This is a genomic window from Paenibacillus methanolicus (assembly GCF_008124765.1).
Taxonomy (GTDB): Bacteria; Bacillota; Bacilli; order Paenibacillales; family Paenibacillaceae; genus Paenibacillus_Z; species Paenibacillus_Z methanolicus.
The window spans coordinates 1,082,268-1,095,683 of the sequence record NZ_VNHS01000001.1 but is presented as its reverse complement, the minus strand read 5'-3'; the positions used below and the strand labels follow the sequence as shown (position 1 = coordinate 1,095,683).

Below are 13,416 nucleotides of genomic sequence, written 5' to 3'. Positions count from 1 at the left end.
ATAACAATTCAGACCATTTTCTCGCGTTTGGTAGTGAGATACACTAACCATGTGCTTGATGAAAGCGATACCAATATACCAGGGGGAATGGAAAATGAGAAAATCCGCACTACTCGCGATGACGCTTGTCGCTATGCTTTCGTTGTCGGCCTGCTCGGGCGGCAATAACGGCGGGAATAACGGAGAAGCAGCAGAAAGCGGCAACGCCGGTACGAATGCCAATGCAAACGCGGGTGCCGGAGGCAATGCCGAAGGGGATGCCACGGCGACCAATGAAGGCGCTGCCAACTCCGAAGTGAAAGGCGAAGTCACGTTCCTTACAAACCGGACCGACATGATCGACAAGGAATACAACGATTACGAAAAGAAATTCGAAGCGAAGTACCCGGGCGTGGATCTCAAATTCGAGTCGATCGCCAACGATTACAACGCGCAGCTCAAAGTGCGCATCGCCTCGGGCAAATACCCGGATGTCGTGCTGATCGCCGACGCGATCCCGAACGCGGACTTCCCGAAATATTTCGCGCCGCTCGATGACATCTCGTTCTCGGACGAGCTTAACTTCAAGGATCTGAAGTCGTTCGAGGGCAAAAGCTACGGCGTCTCCACCGGGGGCAACACGTTCGGCATCGTGTACAACAAGCAGGCGTTCGCCAAAGCCGGTATCGCGGAAGTGCCGAAGACGCTCGACGAGTTCTACGAGGCAAGCCAGAAGCTGAAGGACGCCGGCATCGTGCCGTTCGCTTCGAACTTCAAGGACAAATGGCCGCTCGGCGCCTGGTCCAACGACGTCGTGTCGATCATCTCCGGCAAGCCGGACGTCGCCAATATGCGCGCCGAGACGGATACGCCTTACGCGCAAGACAGCACATACTTCCAATCGTGGAGCATCATCCGCGAAATGTACGCCAAAGGTTTCCTTGAGAAAGACGTCAACTCCACGAACTGGGAGCAATCGAAGAAGGATATCGCGACCGGTAAGTTCGCGATGTACGGCCTTGGCAACTGGGTCATCAATCAAGTCATCGGCGCAGGCGCCAAATCCGAAGACGTCGGTTTCTTCCCGTTCCCGGCCGACAATTCCGGCACGCCGAAGGCGCCGCTCGGCTCCGACTACTTCTACGCGGCCAGCAAAGACGGCAACACGGCGGCGGCCAAAGCGTTCATTCACTGGATGATCGAGGAATCCGGTTACGAGGACTTCGCGGGCTTCATCCCGACGCTGAAGAACAAACCATCCGGACTCGCGCAGCTGGCCGAGTTCAAGGGCTATAACCCGACATTCGTCGAAGCGGTGGCGGGCAGCGACAAAGCGACCCAAATCCAGAACGAGGCGAAGATCGATCAAGAAGCGCTCGTGCAGGAATTCGTGCTGTCGAAGGATCCGATCAAAGTCATCGACAAAGCGAACGAGCAATGGGCGAAAGCGAGAAAGAAGATTCAATAGAACAATAGACGAGAAGCTTGACGGGGGCTAATCAATCGGGCAAGGACGCGCGCTTCCGGGCGCATGCTGACCTTGCCTCCCTTGTCAGGCGCCAGGAATCGGAGGGAGGGGAAGACATGCTGGGCAGATTAAACTTTTCCACGCAGAAAAAAATCATCATTATCGCGTTCGTCGCCATACCGGTACTGCTGCTTCTCACGTTCGCGTATTATCCCGCGCTAGAACTCGTTCGCCTCAGCTTCACGAATTGGGACGGAATGAGTCCGACTTCGGACTATATCGGCTGGGATAACTACAAGGAAGTGTTCAGCAATCCCGAAATTTTCGGCGTTTTCAAAAACAACTTCGCTTATTTCGCGGTCGGCATCGTGCAGAACATCGTCGCGATTTATTTCGCGGTCATCCTGAACGGCAAGCTGCGAGGGCGGAACTTCTTCCGGCTCATGCTGTTCCTGCCGTATATTCTGAACGGCGTCGCGGTCGCGTATTTGTTCAGCTACGTATTCGATACGACGCAAGGCTCGCTTAATTTCCTGATTGGCCATCTGGGCTTCGCCAGCGATACGAGCTGGCTCGGCAACGAAAGCATGATTAATTACACGCTGGCTTCGATCGGTTTCTGGCGGTTCATGGGCTTCAACATGGTCGTCTATCTGGCCGCGCTGCAGGCGATTCCGTCGGATATTTACGAAGCGGCGGCGATCGACGGAGCGGGGGGCTGGAAATCGTTCCTTCATATTACGCTGCCGAATCTGTATAAGATCATCGAGCTTAATCTGTTCCTCACCGTGACCGGCGCGCTCGAAGTATTCGATCTGCCGTACATCGTCACGAAGGGCGGACCGGCGGGCGCAAGCGAAACCTTTGTCATGAAAATCGTGGAGACGGCGTTCCAGTTCAACGATTACGGACTGGCGTCGGCGATGAGCGTCGTGCTGCTCGCATTCGTCGTCGTGCTCCTTTCGATACAACGTTATCTTCTGAACCGGGGAGGCCAAGACTAACATGGAAAGACGAACTCCGATCTGGACGACGGTCAAATATCTCTCCCTGCTCGTCGCGGTATTCGGCGTGCTCTACCCGCCGTATATTATCGTGGCGAACGCTTTCAAGACACGCGATGAATTCAATCTGAAGCCGGCGACGTCGCTGCCGGACAGCTTCCTGAATTTCAGCAACTTCGGCCAAGCCTATCAAGCCGCGGACATGACGTCGGCGTTCGGCAATCAACTGATCATCATCGTCTGCACGCTCGTCTTGAACCTCACGCTCGGCTCGGCGTTCTGTTACGCGGTCGGCCGGTTCAAATTCAAAGGCAGCGGTTTGATCATCGGCCTCTTCATGTTCGCGACGATTATCCCGGGCATTACGACGCAGGTCGTCAACTTCAAGACGATTCAAAGCCTCGGCCTGCACGATCATCTCGGCGGACCGGTGCTGCTGTACGTCGGCGCCGACGTGCTCATGATTTTCATCTATCTCCAATTTATCCGGAACATCCCGTACGAGCTGGACGAGAGCGCGATGATCGAAGGCGCGTCGCTGCTTAAAATCTTCACGACGATCATCTTCCCGCTGCTCGTGCCGGCGACGGCGACGATCGCGATCTTGAAGGTCATCGGGATCTACAACGACTTTTTCGTGCCGCTCTTGTACTTGCCAAGTCCCGAGAAGGTGGTCGTGTCCACGTCGCTCATGCGCTTCTTCGGCAATAACAGCGGCGATTGGCAGATGGTGTCCGCGGCGCTCTTAATCATCATGATTCCGACGGCGCTGCTCTACTTGTTCTTGCAGCGGTACATTTTCGCGGGGGTAACCAACGGCGCGGTCAAATAAGAGGCGGGACTTGCAACTTCCCCGCCGATGCGGCACACTGGTGGGACATAGACAGGTTCGGCGGAAGGGCGGCGTTATGGCTTGAACATCATCATTGTGGACGACGAGGAATTCATCCGGCTGGGACTGGCCAAAATCATGTCGAGAATGAGCTTGCCGATCAACGTCGTCGGCTCCCATGCGAACGGGAGGGACGCGCTGACGCACGTGCTTAACTTGGCCCCGGGCGCGCTGGATTTGCTCATAACGGATATTAAAATGCCGATGATGGACGGCTTGAAGCTGATCGAGCAGGTGCGGGAAGCGCGGCGCGACCTGCCGATCGCCGTGCTGAGCGGCTACGGGGAATTCGAATATGCCAGACTGGCGATGCGCCATGGCGTGAAGGACTATTTGCTGAAGCCGGTCGATACGGCGCAGCTGCACGAGCTGCTCGCGTCCGTCAATCAAGGCACGGCCGCCGAGTCGGGCGCGCCGGAGGCGGAGGATGGGCTTGCGGAAGGCGAGGAGCGGGACCACTATGCGGTCGAAGAGCTCAAGCGAATCTTGCATGCGGAATACAACAAAAATTTCGAGCTCGAGCAGCTGGCCAAGGCGGTCGGAATGAGCGCCAGTTACATCAGCCGGTTGTTCCGCAGCCGAACGGGGCTCACGCTGACCGATTACGTCATCGGCTTGCGGATGGAGAAGGCGAAGCAGTTTTTGACCGATCACCCGCATTTGCGCAATTACGAAATTTCGCAGCTGGTCGGCTATTTCGATCCGGTCTACTTCAACAAGCTGTTCAAGCGGACATTCGGCATGACGCCGAAGGAGTATAAGGAGAAGCATCATACGTAAGCGTCCGCGCCAGGCAGAGGCGAGGGCAAGGAAGTCGAACCTAAGAAGGCTCGCGGCCTTGAGCCGCGAGCCTTCTGGTCGTTTTGGTGAAGCCCCCATATATGACAGGCTTATGTCTGAGGACTGATTTCAAAACCCACTGAAGCTTTGTCCGCCAGGATAAAAGCGTGCCACACTCAATCCTTCCCGCCGACCGCGAACAAACATGTCAGCACGAAATAGGGAGTCCTGAGCGTTTTCAAAGGAAAACGCACTTCGGAAGCATACGCTTGGGCAAAGCCCTGAACGCTTTCCAACGGAAAGCGCACTTCGGAAGCATACGCTTGGGCAAAGCCCTGAACGCTTTCCAACGGAAAGCGCACTTCGGAAGCATAGGCTGTGGAGCCTCCTCGGCGGAGGAGGTGGGAGGAGGGAGCTACAAAACTCGGGTTAAAAGGGCGAAGCCCTCTTAACCTGACAGCATTGCAGCGGAGGGGAAGGGGGAGGAAGCAATAAATGTCGGGTTAAAAGGGCGGAGCCCTTTCGTCCCGTCTATCCGGACTGCCGCACGACCAGCCTGGAGGACAGCGCGATCCGTTCCGCGAGCGCGCCGGGGTTCTCGCGTCGGCGGGCGAGCTGCTCGACGCCGCGGTAGCCGAGCACTTCCTTCGCCAGCTCAATCGTCGTCAGGGGCGGGTCGAAGTAGGCGGCCTGTTCGATATTATCGAAGCCGGCGACCGCGCACCGTCCCGGGATGTCGACGCCGCGTTTCTTCAATAGCTGGATCAGCTCCAGCGCGATGTGGTCGTTGGCGCAGACGATGGCGTCGATGTCATGCTCGGCGAGCAGCTGCTCCGCTTTGCGCCCCAGATTATCCTGCCACCCGGTCTCCTTGTAGCGGATCGTCAGCTTCCGTAGCACGCAGCCCGATGTTCGTCCGCCTAATTCCTCCACGGCCTGCCGGCATCCCGTCCACCGGTCGCGGAAGCTGACGGCGAACGAATCGTCGCCGACGAACAGCAGCGAACGGCGGCCGGCTTGCGCAAGGTGGCGGACCAGCCGGGCGCCGCTCTCCGCATTGTCGTTGAACACCGAATCGGCTTCGATCAACGGGTCGCGGTGATCGATCAGCACGACCGGCTGCCCCATCTGATAGATGGAGGCGACCGATGCCGTCGGCATTCGGCCGACGATCAGATGGCCGAGACATAGCCCTTCGTCCAGGTAATGGGGGAAGGAGGGACGCCCGGAGTTGCCGCCGCTGCCGGAGGTCATAACGTAATGCCAGCCCAAGGCGCTCGCGCCCGCGGATATGCCGGACAGGACGCGTCCCCAATAAGCCGGATCCTGCGCTTGGCGTTCATCGATCCAGATCAGAATATAGGACGCCGGCGTTGCGGCCGCTGCCAATTCACTGTCTGATTTACCCAAACGATAACCTAACGTTTTGGCTGCGGCCCAAACGCGCTGCCGGGTTTCCTCGCTGACGCCAGGCTTGCCAGATAATGCCTGGGACACGGAATACTTGGACAAACCGAGATGATCCGCAATGGTTTGCATCGATATTTTGGCCATAAGTTCGGATTCTCCTCTTGACGATTACTAACATTACGCTTAAATTGACTGAGAAAATCATAACACGAACCAAACATACCTAACAAGGAGACTCATCCAATGAAGCCGATATTATTTTATGACGAAACATTCCCATACCCGGGTCAGCCGCTAGCGGCCGAGACGCTCGAGCAGCTGAACGACGCATTCCGCATCGTGAACGCGAACGAGCTGGCCGAGGCGCTTGCCGGCGATGAAGGCGAATGTCTCGTTCATTTGCACGGACCGTATTTCCCGAAGTCGGCTTGGAGCGCGATTCTAAGCTATTTGCGCCAAGGCAAAGGACTGCTTCATACGGGCGGAGCGCCGTTCAAGATTCCGGTGAACGACGAAGAAGGGAGCTGGAAGGCCGAACGCGAACAGACCGCTTACCACGCGCAGCTGTTGATCCACGAGACGCTTCGCGTCAAGCGCGATCCGATCGCTTCGCTGGCTCACAACCCGGATCTCCCGTTGTTCGCCTCGCATGAATCCCTGTTCGGCATCGAGGACACGTACGGACTGATCCTCCACGTCACGCGCAGCGACGACCACCCGGACCAGCTCGGCTCGAGCGGCCCGATGGACGCGCATATTTATCCGCTGCTAAAGGGCATCTCGAAGGACGGGCGCGAGGTGGCGGCGCCGGCCGTGCTGCTGGAGCATACGAAAGGCGATTACGCCGGCGGGCGTTGGGTGTTGATCAACCAGAAGGTGAACGAGACGTTCTGGCGCAGCGGCGGCGCTCAGGCGCTGCGGTCTTGGGCGACATTCGCCGGACGGCCGGTAACGGAGGCTTGGGTGAAACCGAATTACGCGAGCTACGAACCGGGCGAGAAGCCGGTGTTGTCGATGCAGTATCAGACGATCCGCCGCGCCGACTCGCGCTCGTGGCGTTACGCGCTGAGCGTACTGCGCGAAGGCGCGGAAGTGTGGAGCGGAGAAGGCGACCTGAAGACGTCGAATGATATCGGCTTCTTGCGTACCGCGCTCCCGATCGCCGCGGAAGCGGGGCTGTACGAGGTCGTCTGCGCGCTGACCGCTAGCGACGGCGAGCGCCGGACGCTCCGCCAAGGGTTCTGGGGAATGGACCGCGAGCTGCTCGCGAGCGGAGAATCGCTGCGCTGCGGACGCGATTATTTCGTGAAGAACGGCAAGCCGATGCCGATCGTCGGCATGACGTATATGACTTCGGACGTGGCGCGAAAATTCCTGTTCCTGCCGAACGTGTCCGCCTGGAACCGCGATATGGGGCAGATGGAGAAGGCGGGCATCAATCTGATTCGCACGGGCATCTGGACGGCATGGCGGAACTTCGCGTTCGTCGACGGTCATACGACGGAGGAGACGCTGCGGGCGATCGACGCGTTCATTCTGACGGCGGCCCGTCACGGGCTGGAGCTGACCTTCAACTTCTTCTCTTTCACGCCGGAAGCGTGGGAAGGCGCGAATCCGTACCTTGACCCGCGCAGCGTCGAGGCCCAGAAGCGGTTCATCGCCTCGGTCGTCTCCCGCCATACGGAGTCCAGGAACGTGCAGTGGGATCTCATCAACGAGCCGACGATGTTCGATCCGAAGCGGCTGTTCCAAGGACCGCGCTCGGCGCGCGATCCGTTCGAGAAGGCTCGCTTCTTCGCCTGGCTGCGCCAACGGCACGGCACGATCGAAGCGCTCCAGGAGCGGTGGAACATGACGCCGTCCGAGCTGCCGGACTTCGAGTCCGCGGTCGCGCCGGAACCGACCGACATCAACTTCAGCGTGCAGGACGTCGGCGGCATGAAGCGGGGACTTCGCTGGCTCGACTATTGCCTCTTCTCCATGGATATGCATAACGTCTGGGCATCCGAGCTGACCGCCTCCATCAAGCGGATCGTGCCGAACCAGCTCGTCACGGTCGGTCAGGACGAAGGGCTTCCGTCGCAGCGGCCTACGCCGTTCTTCTACGCCGAAGCGGTCGACTACACGACCGTGCATACGTGGTGGGAGATGGACAATCTCGTCTGGGACGGCGTCTTCACGAAGGATCCGCAGAAGCCGAACCTCGTGCAGGAGACCGGCATTATGTACGTAGAGACGGCGGACGGCAAGGCCAAACGGAGCGAAGAGGAACTCCGGAACATTCTGGAGCGCAAGTACGCCTACGCGTTCGCGACGGGCGGAGCAGGCGCGGTGCAATGGGTATGGAACACGAACTTCTATATGAACAACGTGAACGAGTCGAACATCGGCGCGCTGCGCGCGGACGGCACGGAGAAACCGGAGGCGGACGTCTCCTACGATTTCGGCGCGTTCATGAAGCAGGTAGGCGGTCTGTTCGAAGGCCGCAAGCTGGAGGAGATCGCGGTCGTCTTCCCGTACTCCAACGATCTGGGCAATCGCAGGCTCGCGTATGACGCGACGAGCCGCCTCGTCCGTCTGCTCGCGTACGATATGAAACTGCCGGTTCGCGGCATCGGCGAGTACCAGCTGGATCGGCTTGGCGACGAGCGCGTGCCGCTGATCATCGTGCCGAGCGCGCACAACTTCCGCGACGAAGCCATGACGCAGCTGCTCGAGCGGATTACGGAGAAGGGCGGCACGCTGATTCTGACGGGACCGGTTAGCTTGGATGCCTATTGGGGCGTGAACAAGCGGCTGGCTAACGTGCTCGGCGAGACGGAAGTCGTCAACATTCGCCGAGAAGAGCTGCTCGACCTGGACGGCCGCCTCTATCCGGTATCCTTCGGCGGCCAGCGGATCGCCGATACGAACAAGGAAGTGCCGGCAGGCGATACCGGAGCGGCGAAGCTGGTTACGATTCAGGTCGGACGCGGCACGGTCGTCTGGTGTCCGCTGCCGATCGAGCTGAACGAGCGCAAGGACGTCATTCTAGCGGTGTACGAGCAAGCGTTGGCGAAGGCGGAGATCAGCACGGAGTTAACGTGGCGCCAAGGCGGCGAACTGCCGGGCGTGTACGGACGCAAGCTTGCGTTCGACGAAGGCAGCTTGTTCGTCTTCGTCTCGGAGCTGGGCAGCGATGCGGACATCGAGGTCGGCGATCCGGCGACGGGCGTAAGCTACGCCTTCAAGCTGGAACGCGAGCGCAGCGTGTTGTTCTTCGCGGACGCGAAAGGCGAAATTACGGCGGTCTGCCGTCCGGACGACGTCCGCGTGCAGACGATGCACAGCCAACTGACCTAGCTAGCCAAAAGACGTGGCTAAGAAGCGGCCTGAGAGTCGGTATGGTGCCTGCAACAGCGAGTGGTAGGCCAAGACCGAACGAAGGACACGGGTTTTCGCCACGCTTCTAGACCTGAGCGTGATAACGGTTTCCGCAAGGCGAGTCGATTTCATCCGTCTGGCGGGCAACCGAATGACAGCGCGGGTTAACAGCATGAGCGAACGAACAGGGGAGAGGGGACGTTCTATATGAGCTTGACTATAGCGGCATGGCAAGAAGAGATCGAGCAGGAATGGAAGAACGGAATTTTAAACTTTTGGATGACGCATGCGGTCGACGCGGATAAGGGAGGATTCCACGGCGAAATCGCGGAAGACGGCACGCCGAATCCGGCGGCGCACCGCAGTCTGGTGTTGAACACGCGGTTGCTGTGGACGTTCGCTTCCGCTTACCGGACGACGGGCGACGAGCGGTATCGTGGGTTGGCCGAGCGCGCATACGGCTATTTGACGGAGAAGTTCGCGGACGCGAAGCACGGCGGCATGTACTGGATGATCGACGCGTTCGGCGTGCCGGTAGACGAGAAGAAGCAGGTGTACGGCCAAGCGTTCGCGGTATACGCGTTATCGGAATACGTCCGCGCGACAGGCAGCCGGGAGGCGCTTGACCTAGGCGTCGATATTTTTCGTCATATGGAACGCTATGCCTTCGACCCGTTGCATGGCGGTTACTTCGAGGCGCTCGCGCGCGATTGGGACCGGTTCGAGGATTACAGCTTAAGCCATCACGGCGTGAAGGCCGACAAGACGATGAACAATCACCTCCACATCATGGAAGCTTACACGAACTTGTACCGCGTATGGCCGGAGGCGGAGCTTGCGCAGAAGCTCGCGGCCGTCATCGAACTGACGTTGGACCGCATCGTTAATGATGCGAACGGACACTTTCACTTGTTCTTCGACGACGCGTGGAACGTTCAGTCCGCCCATATCTCGTACGGCCATGACATCGAAGGCAGCTGGCTGATTGCGGAAGCGGCGAGCGTGTTGGGCGAGGCGGACTTGATCGAACGAGCGGAGATAGCCGCGATTCAGATGGCGGACGCGACCTTGAAGGAAGGCGTCGACGCGGACGGCGGACTATGGAACGAAGGCACCCCGGAAGGGTTGATCGACCGGAACAAGGATTGGTGGCCGCAGGCGGAAGCGATGGTCGGGTTCTACAACGCCTATCAGCTGACGGGCGAGCGCCGGTACCGGGAAGCCGCGGTTCAGTCCTGGCGCTTCATTCGCGAATTCCTGGTCGACAAGCAATACGGGGAGTGGTATTGGAGCGTCACGGAGAACGGCGAGCCGCTCTCGAAGGTCAAGGCCAATCCGTGGAAATGCCCTTATCATAACGGACGCGCTTGTCTGGAGATGCTCGAACGGCTGGAGCATGACGCGAGGGAGCATGCGACCGCGCCATGAACACCGCATCCTCCATCGACACGCAGCCGCTTGACGTCGAGCAGCTGTTCGAACAAGGGCACATCAAGCAAGGCAGGGCGCTAAGGGCGCTGCTCGCGCTTTACCGCGGCCAGCGTCTAAACCTGGCGCTGTCGGCGTTCTTTTTCCTGATTAAGCATTCGCCCGTGTGGGTCATCCCGATTATTACGGCGGACATGATCAACCACCTAAGCGATCCGAACATGCAAGGGTTCGGCTGGCTATGGATCGATCTGGCGATCGTCTCGGTCGTCATCGCGCAGAACATTCCGACTCAGATCGCTCACGTCAGTTTCATGAGCCGGGCTTCCCGACACATCGAAGCGGCGCTGCGCGGCACGCTGATCCGCAAGCTGCAGCGGTTATCCATGTCCTATCACAGCGACATGAAATCCGGCCGCATGCAGTCCAAGGTGCTGCGCGACGTCGAGGCGATCGAGACGATGTCCAAGCAAATGATGTACGCGTTCGTGCCGGCGGTGCTGAACGTCGTCGTGGCGCTCGCGATCACCTTGACGACAAGCTTGACGATCGCATCGTTCTTCGTGCTCGTCATCCCGTTCGCCGTCCTGATCGTCTTCGCGTTCCGCCGTCGCATTCAGCTGGGCAACCGCGAATTCCGCAAGGAAGTGGAGCAGATGTCCGGACAGGTGGCGGAGACGGTGGAGATGATTCCCGTTACGCGGGCGCACGGACTGGAAGAGACCGCGATCCATAAGATGGACCGGACGCTGCGCAGCATCAAGTCCAAAGGGTATAAGCTGGACGTCATGGAAGCGTGGTTCGGATCGTCCAGCTGGGTGACGTTCACGCTGTTCCAGATGCTCTGCCTCGGCTTCAGCTGCTGGCAGGCCGGACAGGGCGTGATCGGCGTCGGCGACGTCGTCATGTATCAAGGATTCTTCTCTTCGATTCTAATGGCGGTGAACCAGATCATCGTCGTCTACCCGCAGATCGCCAAAGGGCTGGAATCGATCCATTCCGTCTCGGAGGTGCTGCTCTCCACGGATACGGAGGCTTACAAGGGAACGAAGCCTTGCGATGCCGTGAAAGGCGATATCGAATTCGATCGCGTCCAGTTCAGTTATGGCGATACCGACAAGCATGTGCTGGAGGACTTCAGTCTGCGGGTGAGGGCGGGAGAGACGATCGCGTTCGTCGGCGCCTCGGGCGCCGGCAAATCGACCGTGCTGAACTTGGCGATCGGCTTCTATCGGCCGACCTCGGGCACGGTGAAGGTGGACGGCGTCCCGTTCGACGAGCTGGATATGCGCAGCTACCGGCATAATCTCGCCGTCGTCCCGCAGTCGACGGTGCTCTTCTCGGGCACCATTCGCGACAATATCACGTACGGGCTGGACCAGGTGCCGGAGGAGAAGCTGCGGCGCGTCATCGAGCTGGCGAATCTGCGTGACGTCATCGACGGGATGCCGCAAGGGCTGGATACGATGATCGGCGAGCACGGCGGCAAGCTGTCAGGCGGCCAGCGCCAGCGGATCGCGATCGCCAGGGCGATGATCCGGGAGCCGCGCATCATTTTGCTCGATGAAGCGACTTCGGCGCTGGACAATATTTCGGAGCATGTCGTCCAGCAAGCGATGCAGGAGCTGATCAAAGACCGGACGACGTTCATCGTCGCCCATCGGCTGTCCACCATCCGCGATGCCGACCGGATCGTCGTCATGAACAACGGGCGGATCGAGGAGGTCGGCACGTACGAGGAGCTGATCGACGTCCGCGGCGCGTTCTACGAATTGAAGCAGCTGCAAGCCTAACGTTATTCGCGCGTTATTCCCATCGCGACGAGCAGCTCCGCCATACGAAGGCGCGGGCTGCTTTAAGCTGGGCTTCTGCCAGCCGTATTGTACCGCAACCGCCGTTCCGGCTAATTTACGCGATTCGTTATGATCTCGCGGCATTGTTATGCACCTAACATTCTAGTATATTTAGGATAACAAGAACGAAGCCATACATATCGCACAGACCGGAGTTGGTAAGGTTGAAGAAGGTAACGATGGAACAAATCGCGCGTCAGGTCGGCGTATCCAAATTCGCCGTGTCGCAAGCCCTCTCGGGTAAGCCGGGCGTCGCGGAAGAGACGCGCAGCCGGATCGCGGAGGCGGCCGAGCGGCTTGGCTACCGCAAGACGATCAAGATGAACCGCAAGAAAGCGGAAATGAAAGATAGCCTGGAGAAGCGCGCAGGAGAGCTCGCCGGCACGATCATCATCCTTATGCCTAACGTTAGGTTCCAAAGCAGGGAGTCCTCCTATTGGGGGCGGATCATCGATGGCGTACTGGCCGAACTGAACGCCAGGGACATCGGCGTCATGATGGTCACCGAGAGCAGTTCGGAGCGCCTCATGAATAGCATTAATCCGGATGGCGTGCTCGGCCTGATCGGAATCGGTTATATCGCGGGTTCGCTGCTCGGGGAAATTCGCGCGACCGGGATTCCCGCCGTCTTGATCGACCATGAGGACGAGGACGTGCCGACCGATACGGTGTTCATGAACAATTACGATTGCATGCGGCAGCTCGCGAAGCGGGCCGTGCGGATGGGGCATGCGGATATGCGCTTCGTCGGCGACGCCGCTTATTCCCGCAGCTTTCATGACCGCCTGCTCGGCTTTCGGATCGCGCTGGAAGAGGAGGCGCTGCCGCTTCCGTCCGCGGACGATCCGCTGCTTCGGCTGGGGGACGACGCGCACGGCGCGATCGAAGCCGAGCTCTCCCGAATGAAAGGCCGCAAGCGCTGGCCGTCGCTGTTCGTCTGCGCGAACGATTCCCATGCCGAGCTTGTCATTCGCGCGCTGCGCGAGCAAGGCGTCCGCGTGCCGGAAGACGTCTCCGTCACGGGATTCGATCATACGCCGGGCAATGCGGATCTTCCGGCGATCAGCACGATCGAGGTGCCGAACGAGCTCATGGGCAAGCGGGCGGTCGAAGTGCTGCTGAGCCGGCTCCGCGACCCGGCGCGTCCCTGCGAGAAGCTGCTCATCAACGGACCTTTTATTCCTGGCGCAACGCTTAGAAGCATGCAGTGAATTTCCAATACGAGAGGGGTTCCTCCAT

At 59.3% G+C, this 13,416-nt stretch carries 9 protein-coding genes; 8 read left to right on the top strand and 1 reads right to left on the bottom strand.

Features of this window, described 5'->3' with window-relative positions:
- The first annotated feature begins 94 nt into the window (after window positions 1-94).
- From BCM02_RS04230 to BCM02_RS04215, 4 genes are all read left to right on the top strand, one after another.
- Complete coding sequence (locus tag BCM02_RS04230; protein WP_148927769.1) at window positions 95-1,447, top strand: ABC transporter substrate-binding protein; 1,353 nt, start codon at window positions 95-97, stop codon at window positions 1,445-1,447.
- A 116-nt stretch (window positions 1,448-1,563) separates the two neighbouring features.
- The gene (locus tag BCM02_RS04225) at window positions 1,564-2,451 is read left to right on the top strand and encodes a carbohydrate ABC transporter permease (protein ID WP_148927768.1); all 888 of its coding nucleotides are present in this window, start codon (window positions 1,564-1,566) and stop codon (window positions 2,449-2,451) included.
- Between the two features lies 1 nt (window position 2,452).
- Complete coding sequence (locus BCM02_RS04220; RefSeq protein ID WP_148927767.1) at window positions 2,453-3,283, top strand: carbohydrate ABC transporter permease; 831 nt, start codon at window positions 2,453-2,455, stop codon at window positions 3,281-3,283.
- 81 nt (window positions 3,284-3,364) lie between these two features.
- On the top strand, window positions 3,365-4,123 hold the full coding sequence (locus BCM02_RS04215; RefSeq protein ID WP_148927766.1) for a response regulator transcription factor: 759 nt from the start codon (window positions 3,365-3,367) through the stop codon (window positions 4,121-4,123).
- Window positions 4,124-4,654: 531 nt separating this feature from the next.
- Here the strand turns inward: BCM02_RS04215 and BCM02_RS04210 are convergent.
- Window positions 4,655-5,677 carry a LacI family DNA-binding transcriptional regulator gene (locus tag BCM02_RS04210; RefSeq protein ID WP_148927765.1) on the bottom strand — a complete coding sequence of 341 codons (1,023 nt, stop codon included), beginning with the start codon at window positions 5,675-5,677 and terminating at the stop codon, window positions 4,655-4,657.
- A gap of 99 nt (window positions 5,678-5,776) precedes the next feature.
- On the opposite strand from BCM02_RS04210, the gene BCM02_RS04205 reads away from it, so the two are divergent.
- From BCM02_RS04205 to BCM02_RS04190, 4 genes are all read left to right on the top strand, one after another.
- On the top strand, window positions 5,777-8,875 hold the full coding sequence (locus BCM02_RS04205; RefSeq protein ID WP_148927764.1) for an alpha-amylase family protein: 3,099 nt from the start codon (window positions 5,777-5,779) through the stop codon (window positions 8,873-8,875).
- A gap of 228 nt (window positions 8,876-9,103) precedes the next feature.
- Window positions 9,104-10,324 (top strand): AGE family epimerase/isomerase, encoded by a 1,221-nt coding sequence (locus BCM02_RS04200; RefSeq protein ID WP_148927763.1) that lies wholly within the window; start codon window positions 9,104-9,106, stop codon window positions 10,322-10,324.
- Window positions 10,321-12,117 carry an ABC transporter ATP-binding protein gene (locus BCM02_RS04195; protein ID WP_148927762.1) on the top strand — a complete coding sequence of 599 codons (1,797 nt, stop codon included), beginning with the start codon at window positions 10,321-10,323 and terminating at the stop codon, window positions 12,115-12,117. The genes BCM02_RS04200 and BCM02_RS04195 overlap by 4 nt, the downstream gene beginning before the upstream one ends.
- Before the next feature lie 224 nt (window positions 12,118-12,341).
- Window positions 12,342-13,388 carry a LacI family DNA-binding transcriptional regulator gene (locus BCM02_RS04190; RefSeq protein ID WP_148927761.1) on the top strand — a complete coding sequence of 349 codons (1,047 nt, stop codon included), beginning with the start codon at window positions 12,342-12,344 and terminating at the stop codon, window positions 13,386-13,388.
- Window positions 13,389-13,416 lie beyond the last annotated feature (28 nt).